Below are 22,508 nucleotides of genomic sequence, written 5' to 3'. Positions count from 1 at the left end.
CCTTCTTTCCCTCCGGAGCGCGTCGTGAACCCAACATGTAAGTTGGGTTGGGAAACGAAAACGGGCATTTTCGCGGAAATGGCGGGATCCTTCGTCATCCGAGCCTACTAGTCCACCTCAAATGCCTATGGCGCTTCCGCTCGGCGTCGATTTGCTCCTCGACCTCGCCTTTTGAAAAACCGAGCATGGTCAGAACTTCCGCCGCAATCAGCAGGCTGGCCTCGAACATCTCGGGCACCACGTGATTGGCGCCGGCCATGATCAAGCCGGTGTAATCGCTGTGGTGCTGGGTCCTGACGATGATGGGCAGCGCATAGCCCGACGAGCGTATTTTCGAAACCGCTCGCTGGGCTTCCTTAAGCGATTTGAAGGTTAGGATCGCCAGGCGCGCGCGGGCGATGTGGCAACGCTCGAGCAGTTCGATCCGGTCGCAACTCCCGTAAATCACCAACTCGCCGTCCTTACGCCCTTTTTTGACCTGCTCGCTGTCGATATCCATCGCGATGAACGAAATCTGGTTGGTCCGCAAAAATCTCCCGATCATTTGCCCGACCCTACCATAACCGGCAAGGATCACGTGATCGCTCAAATCCGGCGGGATATGCTCGCTTTCTCTGTCGCGCGCCGAGAACCGCTGCCCTGCCATTCCGGCCAGAGCTTCGCTGATTTCGAAGTTGTAGCGGATCAGCACGGGACTCAAAACCATAGTGGCCCAGGCAATCAAAAGCACCCGTGAACTGGTGTCCGTGGCGAGTATGCCCACTTCGGTGGCCAAGGCGATCAGGGCGAAACCGAACTCGCTCACCTGAGCCAACAGCAGCCCGGCCTTGCAGGCGGTGGGGAAGGATTCGCCGACGATCAGAGCCGATGCGACTGTGATGGCCCATTTGCCCAGTACCACCAAGGCGGTACCGATCAGGAGCATGGACCACTCGCCGCTCAACAGCCCGATGTCGAGCTTCATGCCGAGACTCGCGAAAAACAGTCCCATCAAGATATCGCGGAACGGCCGTATGCTCATCTCGACCTGATGGCGGAATTCGCTCTCGCCCAGCATGACCCCGATGATGAAGGCGCCGAGCGCCATCGATAGGCCAAAGGCACTCATCAACCAACCGGAGAGCAATACGATTACCAGAGTCGTCAGCACGAAGATTTCTTCGGATTGAATCTTGGTGATCTCATAGAAAACGTGCGGCAACACCCATCGCGCCACGCCGAGAAGAAAACCTCCCAAGAGCAGACTCGATCCGAGAGTCCACGCGATTTGCCGGTAAACCGGTTGATCGGGGGTAACGGCGAGCGCCGGAATGAGTATCAAAAGAATTACAGCGGCGAGATCCTGAAGAATCGAAACGCTTATGGACAGCTGGGCGTGGTGCCGATTGATGAGTCTCAGCTCATTTAATTCCCGCACGATGATCGCGGTCGACGACACCGTCAGCGCACCGGCGATCACCAGAGAGGCGGCGGACGAATAACCGCCGAACCAGATCAGGACGCCGGACATTACGGCGATCGTAAGGGTCAGTTGCAATACCCCCAAGCCGAACACCGACCGGCGCAGAGCGAGCAGCCTGGGCAGAGAGAATTCGAGCCCCAGATCGAATAGCAGGAAGGTGACGCCCAGATCGGAGAAGAGACGGATATTCGCGTCGTCTTTCACCAGGCCCAGCGCATAAGGCCCAATCACGGCGCCGGCGAATAGATAAGCCAGAATGTCCGGAATGCGGAAACGCCGAAAAACGACGACACTGACCAGCGAACTGGTCAGAATGACCAGCAGTTCAAGAAAAAATGCCGGTTGTTTCCAGTCGATCATGACTACCCCGGCTTAGGCGTGGCAGCTACTTTATAGATAAAGCCGGCGGCGAATAAATATCCGACAGGCGCTTATCCCGTTCGTTCAGCTAATCGAACAAGTAAATTTGATCCGGCGATACCGTCAAGCGAACGGCCTCATCCTTGGAGAAGAGATGCAATCCGGGCAGTCTTGCCGTCCAGACCGGCGCATCCGACAGTTGATCGCTGGCGCGTCCGGGACGAAAGTGAAGCAAAGTCTCGTGGCCCAGGTATTCCGCGTTGACGACTACGGCCGGAAAGCCGTTTCCGCCCTCTTCCGACAAACGCACGGCTTCCGGGCGAAAACCCGCGGTTACCGGCAAGCCGCGGTCGCGAAGGCTTGCCGCGCACTTGTCGGGCAACACCAGGAGGGCTTGTCCGTTGACCAAGAGTTGCAAGCGTCCGTCTAAGTCCTTTCGCAATTCCGCGGTAAACAAATTCATCGGCGGGTTGCCGATAAATCCCGCGACGAAGGCATTCGCCGGATGCTCATACAGTTCCTTGGGATTGGCCACCTGCTGAATGCGGCCTTGATCCAGCACGGCGATACGCTGCCCCAAGGTCATGGCCTCCACCTGGTCGTGAGTGACATAGATCATGGTTGCGCCCGTGCGCCGCTGCAGATCGCCGATTTCCGCCCGAACCTGAGTGCGCAGCTTCGCATCGAGATTCGATAGCGGTTCGTCGAGCAAGAACACCGTCGGCTCCCGCACCAGCGCCCGCCCCATGGCGACACGCTGACGCTGGCCGCCGGAAAGCTGCTTGGGCAAGCGGTCCATGACATCCCCCAATCCGAGCATGTCCGCGGCCCAGCCTACCCGCCGTCTGATTTCCTCCTTGGAGAGCTTCCGCATCTTCAAGGGAAATTCGAGATTGCCGCGCACAGTCATGGTCGGGTACAAGGCATAATCCTGGAACACCATGGCGATATTCCGCTGCTGCGGACTGAGCTCGTTCGCCACGCGGTCGCCGATTCTTATGATTCCCCCGGTGACCTCCTCGAGTCCCGCGAGCAGTCTCAGCAGGGTGGATTTGCCGCAACCCGAGGGACCGACGAAAACCATCAGCTCGCCGTCCTCGATGCGGAGACTCAGGTCGGAAATGGCCCGATGGCCATTCGGATAGGTTTTATCGACGTGCTCGAATTCGACGCTGGTCATCCTCGACAGGCCTAAAGTGGATGATGGACGTTTCGGCGCGCTGCGCCGCGATCGAAGGTGCGGATAAGCTTCGCTGTCGATGCCACGGTCAAGGCGCCTGATCGACGAACTTCTCGAAGCCGATCAGGGGCAAGGCCCGTTGTACGATCGGATCGGCCGCGAAGCGCTTCTGCACCGCATGGTCGGCGAGATGGTCCGCCAGAGCCACGAGAATCATCGCCTGATTCAGGCACAGATAGTTGTACGCCACTTCGCCCGTCACCGGATTCACCGCGTCGTAGAATCCGAAATCGCCGTAAATGGGATAAAGTTCGATCAGTTTCCGCAAATTGACCGCCGCTTCGGAGGGTTCGGTGAGCAGGGCCAGGGCCGCCGCATGAGGCGTTACCACGCCCTCGCCGTAGCCCGCCGCACCGAGAAACTTTACCCCGTACTCCGAATAACGGTCCGCGCCCGGAGTAGAACTGGGCGACATGCCCCAGACCGGATAACCGAGCGACTCCAGCGCGTATGCCCGCTGTATGTCGGTATGCACTTTGCCGTTGTAGCCGAGGCTGCCCGGTGCGTGCTGCGCTTCATCCAGCACCAGCGCCGGCATCAGCGCCTCGAACAAACTGCCTCCCCACGAAGGCACATAGCGGTAATCCCGCCATTGGTAATAGCCGCCGATCCAGCGAAAACCGTTCACGCTCTTCTCCGTGCGCTCCAGAGGCGTAAGCGACTGCCAATCGAATTCCGCCGGCAGGGTGCGCGCCATCCTGAACCAGTGTTCCTCGGGAACATCGCCCTTGCCGATGGCGATCAAGCTTCCGATGCGGGATTCGGCGTAAAACACCCCGTAATGGAAGGTCGACCGCAAGGCCATGTTCACATAATACCCGTGGGACATGAGCTTATGGTCGGGATCGTAAAAAAAACGGTAGTTGCCGTTTTCGATCAGCCGCGTGCAACGGGCAGCGAACTCCGGAAACGTCTGCCGCGCAACGACGAGACCCGCCGTCAGCCAGGACGAATCCACGAACGAGACGAAATTGCTGGTACGCTCCAGTGTCGTGGTGTTGTAGTAATTGAAATAAAAGCCCCGATAGGTTTCCAGAACTTCCAAGGTCGCGAGCGTCGCCGCGAGCCGTTCCAGCGCCTGCTCGCGGGTAATGAATCCGAGCTCGTGAGCGGCAACCACCGCTAGAAAATGAAAACCGATATTGGTGACGCTAGTGTAATCGCCGATTTTCGAAACCGAGAGATCGACGGAGCCGTTGCCGAAATGCACGCGATCCAGCGGCAAACCGTGCAGCTTGTCGGTCAAAGCGTCGAGGCCGCGCCAGGTATCCTGCGCGATGCGGCGGAGAAATTCCCGCTCGTCGGCAGGCAGGGTTTTGCCGTCGATCAAGGGCGTAGCGGGCCAGCCGGCCAGTCGCTCCCGCAGTTTGGGACGCGCCGCCGCTTCGCCGCCTAAAGCGTCTTCCCAGGCTTTCTTCTTTTCGGCGATGACTAGATCGCCGGTGCCGGGCCCCGGTTTGCCGGTTTTGATCAGCGCGATATCGTCGATCCAATAGGCCCCATTATGGACGCGCATCTCGCGCGGCGAAAAAGTAATGACGAAGGAAGACAATTGGCTCCAGTCCTTGATGCCGATCATGTAATTCAAAGGCACGACGACCTGTTTCCATTGATCGGTAATACCGCTCACCATAAAGCTGCCGACTTCCTTCATCCCGCTCCCTGCCGGTTCCGGACGGCGAAACTGCACCTCGAACTCGGGGTTGAAACCCTCGGCCGGATCTCCCTTGACCCAGAACCTCAAATGATCGTAGTCCGCCGCATCCAGCGAGTTCAAATTCAGCGACGCGCTGAACTCGCCGCTGGTTTCCGGGAGATCCACCGAATCGGTCTTTGGCGGCAAGGCGTATCTCACCTGGAGGGACCTCCCCGAAACACCGTTCGTTCGGTCTTCGCCCAGCCGAAACGCCATGCTGGCCGGTTGTCGCTCCACTATGATCTTCCAATCGCTCAATAAGGCGGCTTCGTCCGCCTTACCGTCGAAATCCGCCAAATGAAATTCTTTTAATAAAGGTTCGTCGCTCAGGCCCAGATCGCTTCCCTTAACCGAAACAGCCATCAAACCCAGGCCGACCGTCAATAACAATTGCTGGATTAGGTTCACATCTCCGCCCGCCGGTTATCGTCTTATTGAGCACGAATCGGCTAATTTCATTAAAGTCGCTAAGAATAGAGGATGCCGGCAGGCATCTCAATTCGCGGACGGCGGGCTCGTGCGATGCCGAGTATGCGTAGTTCTCGTGCAGCTCGGCTTATTTCCAGGTCTGAAAAAAGTCTCCGCGTGAAACGGTCATGCTTTTTCGAACCGCCTCAGACAGCATTGCGCAATGGAATGGATTCCAAGCGGAACGATGTACCCCATTTTATTTCCAGTTTCAGCATGAGCGATGCTTTTCACGGTGCGCCAAGATAATAAGAGGGGTGGCAATGCCTCCTCATCTTGCCACCCCTTCATGTGCTCCACCACTCGAGACTACCGGCGATTCAACGCGATGATGTTCTCGATCAGGCTTTTGCCGGGGAAATCGGCCCAGATGAGGCCGACGCGGGGATAGGGGATGCGCTTCCGGTCTTTGTTTCTCGGGTCCATGTTGAGCAGGTCCACCGTCATCCTCTGCGTCAGAAGCCAAAGGTTGGTCAACTGGTTGGTGCCCAGGAAGGCGATGGAGCAGATGCCCAGGACGCAGTTGACCCGCGGGAAATCCGAATACCAGTCCTTCCAGCCCGGCGTGGTCAGGCCGGTCATCAATTGGGGTGCGTTGGTACCCGGCGAGCTATGGCCGCTGGCGACGAAGTAGGGAAAAGCGATTTCGGCGCCGTTCAGGCCGATGGAGAAAACCGTATCGGTCGACGCCGTCGCGGCCAGTTGGAGCTGGGATTTGACCGAGGTCCATTTGTCGTAGAGTTTCCAGTTGGTGCTGACTTTCCAGTCGTTATCCCGCTTGGCGAAACGGTCGTAATCGAGACCCACCGCAGGATCGTGATAGAAATTCTGAATGACGACGACCTTGCTGCGGGTTTCGCCCAGGGTCGGATTCTCGCCGGTATACTCCCAGAACAGACCGGGATACCGGGACTTGTAGTCGTCGAAGGTTTCGGCGAAGGACCGGGTGTTTCCCTTGGCCGGCGTGATGTCTGTGGTTTCCGACTGGATATACATGTAAACGGTTTCCCGTGAGTTTTGATTCAGGAACTGCTGCACGGCGTCCAGCACGGTCTCGAAGCTCGCAAACTGGTACACGAAGCCGTGATAGATCTGGAAAGTATTTTCGTAATGGCGGCAGCGGATATCCAGTGCCCGGATGCCCGCATCGAGTTGTTTCGCGAGCGACATGGATTGCGCCTGAGCATAGTCACCGCCGTACAACGCCATGGTGTCGTGGGTTCCCGGCACGGATAGTTCGCTAAACTTGCGGCTATCGGGCAGCGAACTCATCCACTGCGGATTGCGGGCGCCGTTGTCGGCGTCGTGCGAATAGGCGGAGTTGTCGATGGCCAGGGAAACCGTGCTTCCCAGGGCGGTGGCTGCGGTAAGGAACCAGGCGGTCAGTGTTTTGAGAGTGTTCACGGCTCGTCTCCTGAATGTATGTAAAGAGATTTCTTTTCGGGTACGGTGACGATGCGTACTGGCGCAAACCGCGGGCCAACGCTCGCCTCCTCATGTAAGCGACTGAATTGACTGGGTTATGCCTAAGAGCATGGGGCAGCGAGCCGATCGTAATCCGTCGAGGAATTACGATATTTCGTACACAAAACGATATGGCGTAAAAATGGTGCTGATTTGAGGGGGGCGACCGAGGGGGGAACCCAATCCGAAGCGCGTCACCCTGCCTGGCGAGCTTCCCGAGTGCGGGAATTCGGCGCGCGTGTGTCCAGTCTTCGAGGCGATGGCATCCCGGTTGCTTTCAAGGTAAAAGCGCCGTCGTGCCCGGCGAGGCATGGCGAAAGTAACGGGCGAACCCACACCGAACGAGGTCTTGTGATCATGATCCACCGGAAAACCATTTTAGGAGCCGTCGCACTGTTGGCGGGAGTTTGCGGCGAAGCGCTTCCGGCCACTTCCACGGTTGAGCCCGAAGCGCGCTATACCGATCAGCGCCTGAGCCTGCGCTGCGAAAATCAAACCTTGGAGCGTTGCCTGGAAGAAGTCGGGGCCGCCGCCGGAATCCGCTTCCTCATCCGCGAGGCGGAAGCCGACCGCCGAAAGGTATCGGTGACGTTCGCCGACCTCGACGTGCCCGAGGCGCTGCGACGACTGCTCGACGGTTATTCCTTCGTAGCGTATCCCGACAACCAAGGACGTTGGGTGACGCAAGTCCTGGGAAATCCGGGCAGCGCGGACACGCTCCGGCTGATCGCCGCGGAGCCGAAACCCGCTCCCGGCGAGCCTAAGAGCCTGGACGAGTTCCGCCCACTGCCCGGATCGTACGCGGGGATCGATCCGGACGAAGCAAGAGATCCCGAAGCCCAGCAGAAACTTTTCGAAGAGGCTCAAAGGCGCCGACTGTCCGCTTCGGTGGAACGGGCCCTGGATGCCTTACGATCGCCGTATAGCCGATTGCACGAGGAGGCGCTGGATGTACTGGAGGGCGTTGACGATCCCAGGGCTACGGAAGCGCTGATCGCCACCGCCCAAGCGTCCGGCCGCACCTCCGAGTTCCGTCAGCGTGCAGCGCACCACTTATGGCAGCATGGCGCTAGTCAGGGATTCCGCGATCGTGCGGTGATCGATGCATTCGAGCGACTCGCCGGAGATGCCGATCAAGGAGTGCGGTCGTTTGCGCAACGCGTGGTGCGGGACTGGAACGTCGCCATGAACTCGGGTGCCGAGACTGGCGAGGCTTCCACAGAAACAACGATGACGGAATTAGATGGCGGCGCCATTCCCTGACCGGCCTGCTGCGGCGGAAGCTGAAACTGGTCGGTCATCGCGGCCTGACTCAACGTTAACTGTCTCCGGGAAAACCGGGGCGGTTCAGCTGGACGGTGCACGCACCGCACTGGAACGCGAAAGCGTTAGCGTGAACAAGGCTGCGCACCGGGCCGGTTTCACCAGTGCCGCCAACTTCGCCACCGCGTTTCGCCGCCAATTCGGCGCCCCCCCTGAATCAACTGCGTCCGCGGAACTGAGTCGGAATATCCCAAACGTCAGTCCGCATTTCTCAGATTGATTCGCAACAAGACCACACCGTCGATCCCGTTCGCGACACCTATTACGCACTATTTTGCTGTGTTATTATCGGCCTCCACACTGCCATATTTCACTCGTGTTACCGCCGAATTATGTCCGTATCCGCTCTTGCCATACAGCAATTTGCCCTATTGGATGACGCCGAGTGCGAGCAACGAATCATCGCCGCGAAGCGAAAACTCGGCGATCGTTGCGTGATTCTGGGCCATCATTACCAGCGCGATGAGGTGTTCCGCCACGCCGACCTGACCGGCGATTCCCTCAAGCTGTCCCGCGAAGCCTCCAAGTCCAATGCCCAGTACATCGTGTTCTGCGGCGTGCATTTCATGGCGGAGGTGGCGGATATCCTGTCGCGTCCCGAACAAATCTCGATTCTCCCCGACCTCGCGGCCGGCTGCTCGATGGCCGACATGGCGAACTTGGCCGCCGTCGAGCGGTGCTGGAGCGAACTCGGTCAACTGTTCGATCCCGACGAAATCGTGACGCCGGTGACCTACATCAATTCGGCGGCCGATCTGAAAGCCTTTTGCGGGCGGCACAACGGCATCGTCTGCACCTCCAGCAATGCCCAAAAGATTCTCGACTGGAGCTTCGCCCAGCGGCAGAAAGTGCTGTTCTTTCCCGACCAGCACCTCGGACGCAACACCGGCTATCGCATGGGCATTCCGCTCGACGAGATGGTGACCTGGGATTTCGCCAAACCCATGGGCGGCCTGACCGAAGACGAAATCCGCCGGGGGAGGATCATTCTCTGGAAGGGCTTCTGCTCGGTGCATCAGATGTTCCGCCCGGAGCATATCGACCGATTTTTGGAGCGTTACCCGGACACACGGGTGATCGCCCATCCCGAGTGTTCTTTCGAAGTCTGCCAGAAAGCCCAGTACATCGGCTCGACCGAATACATTCTGAAAACCGTACGCGAGGCGGAGCCGAACACCCGCTGGCTGGTGGGCACCGAGCTCAACCTGGTCAATCGGCTGGCCGAGGAACTCAAGCCGCAGGGCAAGGAAGTTCATTTCATGTCCCCGACCGTGTGCATGTGCTCGACGATGTTCCGAACCGATCCGCAACACTTGCTCTGGGTGCTGGAAAACCTGGTGGAAGGACACGTCGTCAACCGCATCAAAGTACCCGAGGGCGACGCACGCTGGGCCAAGCTGGCTCTGAACAAGATGCTGCAACTGGCTTGATTCGTAACGCGTCGATGGCGAGCCGGTAGGATGCGCTGACGCAAGGAAGCGCATCGTTCGCAACCGATGCGCTTCCCTTCGGTCAGCACATCCTACGTGCTTTTTCTTTCAGCCACCCCATTTGTCGCAGTCGGTAAATTAGGCCGATTGCCTTATAATTCGTTTTTTTGTCCCGCGCTGTCACATGCGGATTCATCTGGTGGCCGTCGGTAACCGCATGCCGGATTGGGTGACGGAAGCTTATTCGGAGTATGCCAAACGCCTGCCCCGGGAGTGCGAACTGGTGCTGAAGGAAATCGCCCCGGCGAAACGCGGGAAGAATGCCGACATCGTCCGACTGACCGAGGATGAAGGAGAGCGGATGCTGGCGGCATTGCCGCGCGATGTGCATGTAGTCGCGCTCGATGTGGCGGGAAAGGAGTGGAGCACGCCGGACTTGGCCGCAGCTTTGGCGCACTGGCTGGAAAGCGGACGCGACGTGGCGCTTCTGGTGGGAGGACCGGACGGACTCTCTCCGGCTTGCCTGGAACGCGCGAATCAACGATGGAGCTTATCGAAGTTGACTTTTCCTCACCCGGTGGTGCGTATCATCGTAGCCGAGCAGATCTACCGGGCGTGGAGCATTCTGCAGCATCACCCTTATCACCGATAGCATGGACACCCGAAGTCCGCAGATTATTTTGGCGTCGGCATCGCCCCGCCGCCGCGAACTGCTCGATCAACTCGGCATCGCCTATCACGTGATGCCGGCCGCAGTTCACGAACACCCGCAGCCGAACGAGCCCCCCGAGGCCTATGTCCAGCGCGTGGCGGCGGAAAAATCGCTCGAAACCTGGCAGAACAGCGGCGGCAGGCTGCCGGTATTGGCGGCGGATACCGAGGTCGTATTGGACGGGAACATCTTGGGCAAGCCGCAAGATTTCGAGCACGCTTCGCGCATGCTCTCGCAGCTGGCCGGTAGGGAGCATCGGGTCCTGAGCGCCGTTTCGCTGCGGAAAGGCGACCGGCATTGGGAAGCGCTGAGCGTCAGCAGCGTGAGCTTTCGCCGAATGAGCCAGGAAGAAATCGAAGCCTACTGGGCCACCGGCGAACCCCGCGACAAAGCCGGCGCCTACGCCATTCAGGGCAAGGGCGCGGTCTTCATTCGGCATCTGTCCGGCAGCTACTCGGGCGTCATGGGTTTGCCGCTCTTCGAGACGGAGGAACTGTTGAAATGTGTCGGAATCTCGGTCCTCAACGTTTCTGCCACCTAGCCGGCGCATGAGCGACGAAATACTCATCAACGTCACACCGCGGGAGACTCGCGTAGCCATCGTCGAAAACGGCGTCTTGCAAGAGGTCTTGATCGAGCGGACCCGCCGCCGCGGGCTGGTCGGCAACATCTACAAGGGCAAGATCTGCCGAGTGCTGCCCGGCATGCAGGCCGCTTTCGTGGACATCGGGCTGGAACGGGCGGCATTCCTGCACATATCGGATCTAGGCGCCACCGATCGGGAGAAAACACCGACCGACCAGATCGAGCTGATTTTTCACGAAGGGCAGGAACTGGTCGTACAAGTCGTCAAAGACCCCATAGGCGCCAAGGGCGCGCGGCTCACCACCGAAATCGCCATTCCATCGGTGTACGAGGTCTATATGCCTTACAGCCGAACCTGCGGCGTATCGCAGCGCATCGAATGCGCTCAGGAACGGATTCGGCTGCGCACCGTCATCGAAACCTTTCAGAAGGAGCACGCCACCGGAGGATTCATCTCGCGCACAGCCGCCGAGGGCATCGAAGAAACCGCGCTCCGCACCGACATGCTGTTCCTGCTCAAGCTGTGGAATTCCATCGCTCAGCGGATCAAGACCGTCAAGCCGAAAACCTTGCTTCATGAGGACCTGCCGCTCAGCATGCGGGTCTTGCGCGATCTGCACCGCGCCCGAGTCGAGAAAATTCGGGTCGATTCCCGCGAAACCTACGGTCGCCTGGTCAAGTTCGCCAAGGAATTCGTTCCGGAACTGGCTCCCCTCGTCGAGCATTATTCCGGCGAACGGCCTTTGTTCGATCTCTACGGCGTCGAGGACGAAATACAGAAGGCTCTGGAGCGCCGGGTCATGCTCAAGTCAGGCGGCCATCTGGTGTTCGACCAGACCGAGGCGATGACGACCATAGACGTCAACACCGGCGCCTTCGTCGGCGGACGCAGCCTGGAAGAAACCATCTTCAAGACCAATCTGGAAGCGGCCCAAGCCATTGCGCGCCAGCTGCGGCTGCGCAATCTCGGCGGCATCATCATCATCGATTTCATCGACATGCGGGACGAGGACCACAAGCAGCAGGTCCTGCAAGCGCTGGAAAAAAGCCTGGAAAAGGACCACGCCAAGAACACCATCAGCGAGGTGTCTTCGCTCGGGCTGGTGGAAATGACGCGCAAGCGCACCCGTGAGAGCCTCGAGCATATCCTGTGCGAGCCCTGCCCCGCGTGCGGCGGGCGCGGTGTGCTGAAAACGCCGGAAACAGTCTGCATGGAGATTTTCCGCGAAGTCATTCGCGAAGTGCGTCAATATAATGTCCAGGAACTCCTCGTGCTGGCATCCAACGAAGTCGTCGAGCGGCTGCTGGACGAGGAAGCCGACACCTTGTCGGAACTGGAGACATTCCTAGGGGTTCGCATCAAATTCCGCGCCGAAACGCAGTATACCCAGGAGCAATACGATGTCGTCCTGCTGTAGCGCCGTCTTTTGAAAAGAATTCTTCGTTTCACCCACCGAACGGCGCTGTATTTCGGTCTTTTCTTCATCGTCACATTGGCGCTGACGGTTACTGTCCTGCGCTTCTGGCTGTTTCCCGGAGCGGCGGAGTATCGCCACCGCCTGGAAACCGAAATCGGTTTCCTGATCGGCGAAACCGTCCGAATAGGCGAGCTGTCGGCCCGCCTGCATGGCTTCCATCCCGAGTTTTCCCTGAACGGCTTCCATATCCTGGACTCGCAAGGCCAGCCGGCAATACGGTTCGCCGCGATCCGCGTCGACGTCGATCCGCTTCGCACCTTGGTGACCGGCCAACCCAGCTTCGACCGGTTGAAGATTATCGGAGCGAAACTCTCGATCCGGCGCAGGCACGACGGCACGATCGGCATCGTCGGTCTGCACGTGCGCGACCAGCCGCCGGCCTGGCTCATGGGCGACGGCCGCTTCGAACTGTTGGACTGCGATCTGGAATGGCTGGATTTGCAAGGGAACAAACCGCCTCTGCATTTAGGACGGGCGAATATCCGGCTCGCCAACAAAAACGGAAAACACAAGCTCGGTGCCGATATCATCTTGCCTCAAAGTCTCGGCCAAGCGTTCCGGCTTGTCCTGAATGCGGAAGGCGATCTCTTCCGGGCCGACGATTGGTCCGGAAAGCTTTACCTCGAAGGAAAGCGCATCGATACGGCCCGGATAGCCGGCGCCTTATCGACGCCGCGTTTCGCCATGAAATCCGGCATAGCGGATTTCAGACTTTGGGGAAACTGGAACGGCGCGCTAAATTCCGTGACGGGAGACATCAAACTCGTAAAGCCGGTATTCGCTTTCCATGGAGACGCAAACACCGAAAATCAGCTGGCCTTGGCCTCCCTGGAAAGCCGGTTCAGGTGGCAGCTGGAAAACGACGGCTGGCGCCTGGATCTCGATCGCTTCAGGCCGGCGTTGACCGACACCTGGCCGAAGACCCGCCTTTCCTTCGCCCTCACCCGTCGCGCCGACGGAACGCCTGCCGTCATACGCGCCGCGGCGTCGTACCTCGAATTGGGCGACATCAACACCGTCTTGCACGCTCTCCCGGTACTCGGCGAAAAAGCCGGCGGAATGTTGAGGGACTTGGCTCCGCGCGGCATCGTACGGAATGCCAGTTTCTTTTTCGCACCCGAAAGATCGCTGGGCGAACGCATAGCCTTGTGCGGAACATTCGACGATTTCGGCTCGAATGCCTGGCAATCGCTTCCGGGCGTCTCCGGCTTCACCGGAAAACTCTGCGGTACCGACAAAACCGGCCGGATCTCGGTATCCGTCGAAAACGGGGATATCCAACCGGCCGCGCTGGGACTGAAGAGCCCGGTTCATCTGAATAAGGCCACGGCCGATCTGTCCTGGCGGCAAACCGACACGGATTGGTCGATTTCATCCCGTTCGCTTTCGATCGAAAACGCCGATCTCGCCGCACGCGGCCGGTTCGGAGTCGTCCTGTCGAAAAGCCCAAATGCCTCTCCCTTCCTCGATCTTCGCGTGCAACTCGGCAAAACAACTGTGGCCGCCGTCAAGAATTACCTGCCTTTCGCCGTAATCCCCCAAACTTCGCGTTGGTTGGAACAGGCGCTGATCGGCGGACAAGTCCGAAATGCCCATCTTCTGTTTCACGGCGCGATCGCCGATTTCCCGTTTTATCGGAACGAAGGCGTATTCGAATCCTCGATCGAAGCGCAAAACATCGAACTTCGCTTTCATCCGGACTGGCCGCCGCTGACCCAAACCGACGCCCGCGTGCAATTCCACGGTCCTCGCATGGAAATCGGCTCGACCAAAGGACGAATCGGCCAGGGCCAGATTGTGGAAGCGCACGCCGAAACCAAGGACCTAAAGTCTTCGCCTTGGCTCAAACTGAGCGGAACCGCTCGCGCGACGGTGCCGGATGCCCTGGATTTTCTCGCCCACACTCCCCTTCGGGATATCCCCGAACGGCTCGGCAAGTTCGTGAGCACCGCCGGCGAAACGGATATTTCGCTGAACCTGACCATTCCGCTCGATCAAAAACTGGGCGATACCGAAATCGAAGGCAAAGCGGAATTCAAAAATGCGACCCTCCGCGTCGAGGATGCCGGGCTGGAACTGGGGCACATCAACGGCCCCTTGCATTTTACGCGAACCGGTTTGAGCGCCGATGCCATTCGAGCCTCGGCGTTCGATCGTCCCGCCGTCATCCGCATCTCGGGACAGAAGGCCGAGACTTCGGTCGAGATCAAAGGCCGAATCGGCGTGTCGGACCTGCAGGAACAAATCCCCGGCAGTCTTTGGCGATGGGCGCGGGGAGCCACGGATTATCGGCTCACTCTCCGGATTCCGGAATCGCTCGACACCGAAAGCGATCCGCTGGTTTTATCACTGTCGTCCGGAATGACGGGCCTGGAGTTGAATCTGCCGGCGCCACTCGGAAAGCGCGAAAAAGCGAGAAAAGATCTATTCATCGAAACGGCGATTCTCGCCGGCAGCAAGATCCCGCTTCGGCTGAGCTATGGACACGATGTCACGGCGCGGCTCAGGCTCTCGGAATCGGATACCGGCATCGAACTGGAAGGGGGCGATATCGCCATCGGAACACTGCTCCCCTCCTCCTCATCGGAACCCGGCCTGGCAATTTTCGCCCGACTGGATGAACTCGAAGCCGCCGAATGGCGGCGCTTGCTGCCCAACTCCTCGAACGAACCGGGCAGTACCGGTCTCTTGCGTAAACTGGAACTGAACGTCGGGACGCTATATTGGAACAAAGAAACCTTGGGTCCCCTGATCATCGAGATGGAGAGCGAAGACCAACATTGGCGGGGCCATGTCGACAGCGCTTACGGCAAGGGGGGCTTCAAAGCCACGGCCGATTCGATCGCTTTCGATCTGGAACACCTCAAGATACCGAAACTGAAGGCCAATAAAGCCGAACCGGCAAACATCGAACCCATCGCCCCGTCCGCCGTACCGAATCTGGCGCTTAATGCCAAGCGGCTGCTCTGGCAGGACGCCGATCTCGGACCGCTTACCTTTCAAACCGAACGTCATGCCCATGGCATGATCATAAAAACACTCGAGGGCGGGACCAAAAATCACCGCTTCGACATCCACGGCAGTTGGACACGGTCGGCGGACCAAACCGTATCCACCCGTATCGATGGGAAACTCCGCATCGAGGACATGGGTGATTTGTTGACCGTCATCGGTTATTCCGGCGAGGTCAGGGAAACCCCTTCCGACGTCGACTTCACTTTGTCCTGGCCGGGCGCGCCCCAGCAATTTTCCCGTGCCAGCGTCAAAGGCGACATCCGGATGAAGCTGGGCAAAGGCGCGATTCTCAAGGTCGAGCCGGGGCTGGGCCGGGTGCTCGGTATGTTAAACTTGGACACGTTGTGGCGCAGGCTGTCCTTCGATTTCAGCGATTTGTTCGGCAAGGGCCTAGCCTATGACAGCGTCCTGGGAACCTTTCAGCTCGGCAACAGTCAAGCCGTAACGAAGGGTTTTCTAATCGATGCGGTTCCCGCCAAGATCGTCATCAACGGCCGCGCCGGATTGGTGGCGAGAGATTTGGATCAAGTCGTCACCGTCATACCCCACACCAGCGTCGCTCTGCCCATCGCGGGCGCTCTGGCCGGCGGACCCGCAGTCGGGGCTGCCGTGCTTCTGGCACAACAACTGGTCGGCGAAAAAGTGGACAGCATCACCGCGACCCACTACGCCGTCAAGGGTAGTTGGGACGAACCGCAAATCACCAAGATTAGCCGCAACCTGCCGCTCGACATTCTCGACCGGGCCTGGAGCGGCATGAAAGATTTATCAGGTTTTGGCACCGAAACGGAGAAAAAGACGAATGAGTAAAACGGTTCTCGCCGCTATCCAGATGGCGTCCAGTCCCAATGTCAGCGCCAACCTCATCGAGGCGGGGCGACTAGTCGAGAAAGCCGCGTCCCGGGGCGCTTCCCTGATCGTGCTCCCGGAAAATTTCGCCATCATGGGTACATCCGAAGCCGACAAACTGGCCGTAGCCGAAGCCGACGGTTCCGGACCGATCCAGGATTTTCTCGCCCAGACGGCGGAGCGGCTGAAGGTCTGGCTGGTCGGCGGCACCATGCCGATCCGCGCCGACAACGGCAAAGTCCGCGCTGCCTGCCTGGTTTATAACGACAAAGGCGAGCGGGCAGGACGCTACGACAAGATTCATCTGTTCGACGTCAACGTGCCCGGCACCGACGAACAGTATCACGAGTCCAAGACCATAGACGCCGGTAGCGAGGCTCTGGTCCTGGACACGCCGTTCGGGCGACTCGGTTTGTCGATCTGCTACGATCTCCGCTTCCCCGAACTGTTCCGGCAGATGGCGGACAGCGGCATGGACATTCTCGTCGTTCCCTCGGCCTTTACCGCGCAAACCGGCGCCGCTCACTGGGAAATCCTGGTGCGCGCCCGTTCGGTCGAAAACCTGTGCTACACCGTCGCCGCCAATCAGGGCGGGTTTCACGTCAACGGCCGCGAAACCTTCGGCCACAGCATGATCGTGGACCCTTGGGGCCAGGTGCTCGGCAGCCTTCCACAGGGCGCCGGTGTGGTGACTGCGGAATTCGACCGCGACCGGCTGCAGAAAGTGCGGGCCGCGTTTCCGGCCCTGACCCACCGCAAACTGCATTGCCGCTGAGGGCTATGGCGTGTAGGCTAGTTTTTATCATCAGCTTAATTCTCACACCTCATCATGAGTCATGATCCTCTTGTAATCGCCCGGCAAACCCTGCTGGAGCCGGCTGGACTCATAGGCGGCGACATCGACCGCGTCATGGGACAGCTCTTGAGCGCGTCGGTGGATGCCGCCGACGTCTATCTACAATCCACCCGGTTCGAGTCCTGGATGCTGGAAGACGGCATCGTGAAGGAAGGCAGCCACAGCATAGAACAAGGCGCCGGGGTACGCGCCGTTTCCGGCGAAAAGACCGGATTCGCCTACAGCGACGAAATTACGCTGCCGACCCTGCTCGAAGCCGCCAAGAACGCGCGAGCCATCGCTCGAGAGGGAGCACAGGGCAAACGGGAAGTCTCCGGCCTATATCGCCCGCCACAGCTTTATCTGCCGATCGATCCGCTGCAATCGTTGCCCGAAGAAGAGAAGATCGCCCTCCTCAAACGTCTGGACGAGGAATGCCGGAGACTCGATCCGCGCGTCGAACAGGTCATGGTGAACCTTGCCGGCAGCCACGAAGTCGTTCTGGTGATCGGCCAGGACGGAGCGCTCCATGGCGACGTGCGTCCGCTTGTGCGGCTCAACGTCAGCGTGATCGTCCAGGAAAACGGTCGCCGCGAGCAAGGCAGTTGCGGCGGCGGCGGCCGCGCGGATTACCGCTTCTTTTTGGAAGAAGACCGGGCCATCGAATACGCACGGGAAGCCGTGCGCCAGGCCCTGGTGAATCTGGAAGCGGTCGAAGCTCCCGCGGGAACCATGACCGTGGTCTTGGGACCCGGCTGGCCGGGCGTTTTGCTGCACGAAGCGATAGGCCACGGACTCGAAGGCGATTTCAACCGCAAAGGCACTTCGGCCTTCGCCGGGCGAATCGGCGAGCGCGTGGCTTCGCCGCTCTGCACGGTGGTCGACGACGGCACCCTGCCCGGCCGGCGCGGTTCGCTCAATATCGACGACGAAGGCACGCCGACGGAATGCACGGTTTTGATCGAAAACGGCATTCTCAAGGGCTACATGCAGGACAAGCTCAACGCCCGGCTCATGGGCGTATCGCCCACCGGCAACGGCCGCCGCGAATCCTATGCCCACCTGCCCATGCCCCGCATGACCAACACATACATGCTGGCGGGACCTCACGATCCGCAGGAAATCATCGGTTCGGTGAAAAAAGGGCTGTTCGCCAAGAACTTCGGCGGCGGCCAGGTTGACATCACCTCGGGCAAATTCGTGTTCTCCGCCAGCGAAGCCTATTTGATCGAAGACGGGAAAATCACCCGGCCGGTCAAAGGCGCGACCCTGATCGGCAACGGCCCGGACGTGCTGACCCGCGTCAGCATGGTCGGCAACGATTTGCAGCTCGATACCGGCGTCGGCACCTGCGGAAAGGACGGCCAGAGCGTACCCGTGGGCGTCGGCCAGCCGACCTTGCGGGTGGACGGGCTGACCGTGGGCGGTACTCGGGTTTAAGACCAGCGCCCGACCCGTTCCTATATCCGAACGATTTAACGATTAGAAGGAGCCATCCGTGCAGGAACCCACGACTTTCGCACGTGAAGCAAAACAACTCGAACAATTGAAATCCCTGGTGGCGGATTGCCTGGCCGAAGCCCGGCGGCAAGGCGCCACCTCGGCGGAGGCCGGCGTCAGTCTGGAGCACGGCCTTTCCGTCACCGCGCGGATGGGCGAGGTCGAAACCATTGAACATCATCGCAGCCGCGGACTCGGCGTCACGGTCTACGTGGGCCAGCGCAAGGGTTCGGCCAGCACCACCGACCTCAGCGCGACGGCGATGCGGGAAACCGTAGAAGCCGCGTGCCGGATCGCTCAATACGCGGCCGAAGACGAATATGCCGGATTGCCCGACCGGGACATGCTGGCCACCGAGTTCCCCGATCTCGACGTTTATCATCCCTGGGACCTGGACGCGGAAACCGCCATAAACCTGGCGATAGGCTGCGAAAATGCCGCACGCCAGTTTCATCCCGAAATCGTCAATTCCGAGGGCGCGAGCCTCAACACCTTCCAAGGGTTACGAGTCCTGGGCAACTCGCTGGGATTCCTGCATGGCTATGCGTCCAGCCGCCACAGCCTGAGCTGTTCGGTCATCGGCCAGCGGGGCGACAGCATGCAGCGGGACGATTGGTGGACCGTGGCGCGAGACGCCCGAGACATGGAAGCGGCCGAGCTGGTGGGCCGAAAGGCCGCCGAGCGCACGGTAAAGCGGCTCGGCGCCCGTTCGCTGAGCACCCGGCAATGCCCGGTCATCTTCGCGGCGGATATCGCGTCCAGCCTGCTGGGCCATCTCATCGGCGCCATCCGCGGCGGCAATCTCTATCGGAAGTCGTCGTTCCTGCTCGACCATCTGGGAAAGCAGATCTTCCCGGCCTTCATACGAATTCGCGAGGAACCGCACCTCAAGAAGGCCTTGGGCAGCGCACCCTACGACGCCGAGGGCGTTCGGACCCGACCTCACCACATCGTCAAGGACGGCATACTCGAATCCTATGTGTTGAGCACATACTCGGCCCGCAAGCTCGGCATGAAAACCACCGGCAATGCCGGCGGCGTGCACAATCTCGTCATCGACCCCGGCGAACTCGATTTAGAGGGCTTGCTGAAACGCATGAATACGGGACTTCTCGTCACCGAACTGATGGGCCAGGGCGTCAACCCGGTCACCGGCGATTATTCCCGCGGCGCATCCGGATTTTGGGTGGAGAACGGCGAGATCCAGTTCCCCGTGGAGGAAATCACCATCGCGGGCAACCTAAGAGATATGTTCATGAATCTACAGGCCGTCGGAAACGATGTAGACCTGCGGGGCAATACCCGAACCGGGTCCATTTTGCTCGATAAGATGACGGTGGCGGGAAATTGAAGTTTCCCTGACGAGACACCTTCGTCGGCAAGGGATTGCCGACCTACCACTCACGAAAGGACAGCGTTATACAGGGCTAAAGTTTCGGAGGTTATCTTTTCCGAGGAAAATTCGGTCTCCGCGATTTCCCGGCCGCGACGCCCCATCCGCTCCCGCTGCGGCCCATCCTCGATTAACGTTTTGAGCGCTTCGGCCAGAGCGAGCGCATCCGCCGCCGGTACCAGCAGACCGTTGTCGCCGTGACGGACCACCTCCCGACAGCCGGGGGTATCGGTGGTGACGATGGGTTTTCCCGCGGCTGCCGCTTCGAGCAGCGCCTTGGGGAGGCCTTCCCGATACGAGGGCAGGCAGACGATATGGCATGCGGCGAGCACTTGAGGCATGTCGTCCCGCCGCCCCCACCATTCGACCGCCCCTTTCTGCCGCCAGCTTTCGAGTTGGTCGATCGAGACCGATTCCGGATTGTCGGGGTCAGGATCGCCTACCAGGACGAATCGCGCCGCGACGCCTTCGGCGCGCAGCCGCTCGGCGGCCGTGACGAACTCTCCTACCCCCTTGGTCCAGAGCATGCGCGCCGGCAGGACGACCAAAGGGACCCCATCGCGCTCTACCGCCGGACTGAATTCCCGGAGATCCACACCGGCGCCCCGGATCAAGCTCACACGGGCGGCCGGCAACCCCAAGCTCATCATCTGCTCGTAATCGTCCGGGTTTTCCACGATAACGTGCCCCCGTGCGAAAAGCTGCCTCAACACGGCGCGGACCACCGGACGAAGCAGCCGCGCCTTGACGCTGTCCGAAGTAAACAGCCAGCCGAGACCGGCCATGTAATTCACCACGGCACATGGCTGGCTGAACCACGCAGCAATGGTGCCGTACACCACCGGCTTCATGGCGACATGCTTCACCAGATCGGGCCGAATCTTTCGGTAAATCTTGATCAGATCGGCAATCACCCGGAGTTCCGCCATCGGATTGCGGCCGCGCCGCGACAATTCGAGCGGAACGACATGGACGCCTCGCGCTTCGATGATAGCCCTGTGCTGCCGTACCCGCGTCACCACGTAGACCTGGTAGCCTGCGTCACGGGCGGCAGTCACGTGGGGCAGCCAATGCGAGCAAACGAACCAGTCTTCGGTAACGAAAAATAAAAGTTTCTTGTTCAAAACGGCTTGGCTCAATGACCTGGAAAGGCGGAACGTCGTCTTTTCGTATGGCCCGTGTCTTGGTTGCCTGTTCGCACTCGACCCGCAGCCCGTCGTCCCGAAACTCGCGAAGAAAGACTCAAGAAAATAGGACAGTATAATACCCGATGGCGCGAACTTGATCGGTTCAGGGTCAGCATCCGCCGCTTCGTGCCGCAACCGAAAAACGATCGGTCGCGCGCTCGCGCAAACCCATTCAAACCTTATCGGAATCAATGATCGCAAAACCGAGGTTCGGGAAAGACCGGACCTTTTTTTATCTCGCTCGCAACGCAATAGGCACTTTCAGCCTCCGAGCGGTCGGCATCGGCCTGTCGTTCACGGCTCAGGCGATTACCGCGCGGTTCATGGGTTCCGACAATTACGGGCTATTCGTGTACGCCCTCGCCTTCGCCCCGGTCTTATCCTGGCTGGCCCAACTGGGCATGGTACATACCTCGATCCGGTACGTCGCGATTTACAACTCGCAGGAAGACTGGGGCGCCATTCGAGGTTTCATGGCTTTCGCGACGCGCAGCACGCTCGGAGCTTGCCTTGTCGTCGGGTCAGCCGCAGCGATGATCGGCTGGCTGCTGAAAGACACAATGGACGATCTGCATCGTTATGTTTTCATCCTGGCTTTCCTCCATGTGCCCTTCATGTCCTTGTCCGAATTGCGCGTGGGCGTTCTCCGCGGCCTGCTCAAAATCAGTTTCGCCGAACTCCCGGAAAACCTCGTTCGCCCCCTGCTCCTGATCATTCTGCTGTCGGCGATTTATTTCGGGTTTCACGACTTCGTCGATCCCGTGACGGCAATGCTGATCAGCCTGGCCGTAGCCATGACCAACTTCCTGCTGGGCAGCGCATGGCTTCGGCAATCCCTGCCGGGAGGCGTTTCCGGCAGCCTGCCGTCCTATCGAAAAAAAGAATGGCTGACCATGGCCGTTCCCATGTTCGTCGTCGTCGGCATCCAGCTGCTGATCAGCCAATTGGACATCCTCCTGATCGGATCGATGGTGGGCACGCGGGAAGCCGGTTCGTATGCGGTAGCGGCCAGAGTCGCAGATTTCGCAGCTTTCGGCTTGGTCGTGGCCAGCAGCGTAACCGCGCCTTTAATCGCCGCACATTGGAACAATCGCTTGATTCCGGACCTCCGGCGGCTACTGAAAATCACCACAATAGGCAATGCCTTGTTCGTTTTGACGGCCGCCTCATTCATTGCCGGCACCGGAAAATACATACTCGGTATTTTCGGAGCATCGTTCGTGGATGCTTACCCTCTTCTGATCATGCTCCTGGCCGGAAAATCGCTGTACGCTCTGACCGGACTCGGGACCATCCTGCTGACCATGACCGGACATCAGAAGGAAGCCACGTGGCTCATGGGCGGCGGCTTGGCCGTGCAACTGCCTTTAGAGCTGTATCTCATCGGCGAACACGGCGCCATGGGCGCGGCTATTGCCAGCGCGATCGCGGTCGCCGGCATAAACCTTTCAGCGCTGGTAATCGTCAAAACCAGGTTAAAATTGAGCCTCATCGGCTAAACGCCAACAACA

Annotated in this window: 16 protein-coding genes; 11 read left to right on the top strand and 5 right to left on the bottom strand. The window is 59.6% G+C overall.

What is annotated here, in order from left to right; genetic code table 11:
- Nucleotides 1-94 precede the first annotated feature (94 nt).
- The 4 genes from ACR2R1_RS22135 to ACR2R1_RS22120 all read right to left on the bottom strand — a co-directional run bounded on the left by ACR2R1_RS22135 (nucleotide 95) and on the right by ACR2R1_RS22120 (nucleotide 6,630).
- A complete protein-coding gene (locus tag ACR2R1_RS22135; protein WP_077728955.1) occupies nucleotides 95-1,822 on the bottom strand; it encodes a cation:proton antiporter in 1,728 nt (575 codons plus the stop codon).
- 88 nt (nucleotides 1,823-1,910) lie between these two features.
- A complete protein-coding gene (locus tag ACR2R1_RS22130) occupies nucleotides 1,911-3,002 on the bottom strand; it encodes an ABC transporter ATP-binding protein (RefSeq protein WP_077728954.1) in 1,092 nt (363 codons plus the stop codon).
- Nucleotides 3,003-3,090: 88 nt separating this feature from the next.
- Entirely contained in the window at nucleotides 3,091-5,166 is a 2,076-nt protein-coding gene (locus tag ACR2R1_RS22125) for a glucoamylase family protein (protein WP_139841151.1), read from the bottom strand.
- Nucleotides 5,167-5,535: 369 nt separating this feature from the next.
- Entirely contained in the window at nucleotides 5,536-6,630 is a 1,095-nt protein-coding gene (locus ACR2R1_RS22120) for a phosphatidylinositol-specific phospholipase C (RefSeq protein ID WP_434111980.1), read from the bottom strand.
- 417 nt (nucleotides 6,631-7,047) lie between these two features.
- On the opposite strand from ACR2R1_RS22120, the gene ACR2R1_RS22115 reads away from it, so the two are divergent.
- From ACR2R1_RS22115 to pmbA, 10 genes are all read left to right on the top strand, one after another.
- Nucleotides 7,048-7,953 (top strand): hypothetical protein, encoded by a 906-nt coding sequence (locus ACR2R1_RS22115; RefSeq protein ID WP_434111978.1) that lies wholly within the window; start codon nucleotides 7,048-7,050, stop codon nucleotides 7,951-7,953.
- Complete coding sequence (locus ACR2R1_RS22110) at nucleotides 7,934-8,233, top strand: helix-turn-helix domain-containing protein (protein ID WP_434111976.1); 300 nt, start codon at nucleotides 7,934-7,936, stop codon at nucleotides 8,231-8,233. Before ACR2R1_RS22115 ends, ACR2R1_RS22110 begins: the two co-directional genes overlap by 20 nt.
- Before the next feature lie 112 nt (nucleotides 8,234-8,345).
- Nucleotides 8,346-9,443, top strand: coding sequence for a quinolinate synthase NadA (gene nadA, locus ACR2R1_RS22105; RefSeq protein WP_434111974.1), 1,098 nt, complete (start codon nucleotides 8,346-8,348; stop codon nucleotides 9,441-9,443).
- 184 nt (nucleotides 9,444-9,627) lie between these two features.
- Entirely contained in the window at nucleotides 9,628-10,095 is a 468-nt protein-coding gene (rlmH, locus tag ACR2R1_RS22100; protein ID WP_434111972.1) for a 23S rRNA (pseudouridine(1915)-N(3))-methyltransferase RlmH, read from the top strand.
- A gap of 1 nt (nucleotide 10,096) precedes the next feature.
- Entirely contained in the window at nucleotides 10,097-10,696 is a 600-nt protein-coding gene (locus ACR2R1_RS22095; protein ID WP_434111970.1) for a Maf family protein, read from the top strand.
- 7 nt (nucleotides 10,697-10,703) lie between these two features.
- Nucleotides 10,704-12,158, top strand: coding sequence for a ribonuclease G (gene rng, locus ACR2R1_RS22090; RefSeq protein ID WP_434111967.1), 1,455 nt, complete (start codon nucleotides 10,704-10,706; stop codon nucleotides 12,156-12,158).
- A 9-nt stretch (nucleotides 12,159-12,167) separates the two neighbouring features.
- Entirely contained in the window at nucleotides 12,168-16,043 is a 3,876-nt protein-coding gene (locus ACR2R1_RS22085; protein ID WP_434111965.1) for a YhdP family protein, read from the top strand.
- Complete coding sequence (locus tag ACR2R1_RS22080; RefSeq protein ID WP_133716654.1) at nucleotides 16,036-16,857, top strand: carbon-nitrogen hydrolase family protein; 822 nt, start codon at nucleotides 16,036-16,038, stop codon at nucleotides 16,855-16,857. The genes ACR2R1_RS22085 and ACR2R1_RS22080 overlap by 8 nt, the downstream gene beginning before the upstream one ends.
- Before the next feature lie 54 nt (nucleotides 16,858-16,911).
- Nucleotides 16,912-18,357: a metalloprotease TldD gene (tldD, locus tag ACR2R1_RS22075; RefSeq protein WP_086135314.1), complete on the top strand. Its 1,446-nt coding sequence runs from the start codon at nucleotides 16,912-16,914 to the stop codon at nucleotides 18,355-18,357.
- Between the two features lie 58 nt (nucleotides 18,358-18,415).
- Nucleotides 18,416-19,768, top strand: coding sequence for a metalloprotease PmbA (gene pmbA / locus ACR2R1_RS22070; protein ID WP_434111963.1), 1,353 nt, complete (start codon nucleotides 18,416-18,418; stop codon nucleotides 19,766-19,768).
- Between the two features lie 50 nt (nucleotides 19,769-19,818).
- Here pmbA and ACR2R1_RS22065 read toward each other — a convergent pair whose 3' ends face one another.
- A complete protein-coding gene (locus ACR2R1_RS22065) occupies nucleotides 19,819-20,934 on the bottom strand; it encodes a glycosyltransferase (protein WP_434111961.1) in 1,116 nt (371 codons plus the stop codon).
- A 254-nt stretch (nucleotides 20,935-21,188) separates the two neighbouring features.
- On the opposite strand from ACR2R1_RS22065, the gene ACR2R1_RS22060 reads away from it, so the two are divergent.
- Entirely contained in the window at nucleotides 21,189-22,496 is a 1,308-nt protein-coding gene (locus ACR2R1_RS22060; RefSeq protein ID WP_156879588.1) for an oligosaccharide flippase family protein, read from the top strand.
- Nucleotides 22,497-22,508 lie beyond the last annotated feature (12 nt).

The sequence above is a fragment of the Methylocaldum sp. GT1TLB genome, from assembly GCF_051027445.1.
In the GTDB taxonomy this organism is placed as follows: domain Bacteria; phylum Pseudomonadota; class Gammaproteobacteria; order Methylococcales; family Methylococcaceae; genus Methylocaldum.
Note: the sequence above shows the minus strand (reverse complement) of the source record. Positions and strands in the feature narration are given on the sequence as shown.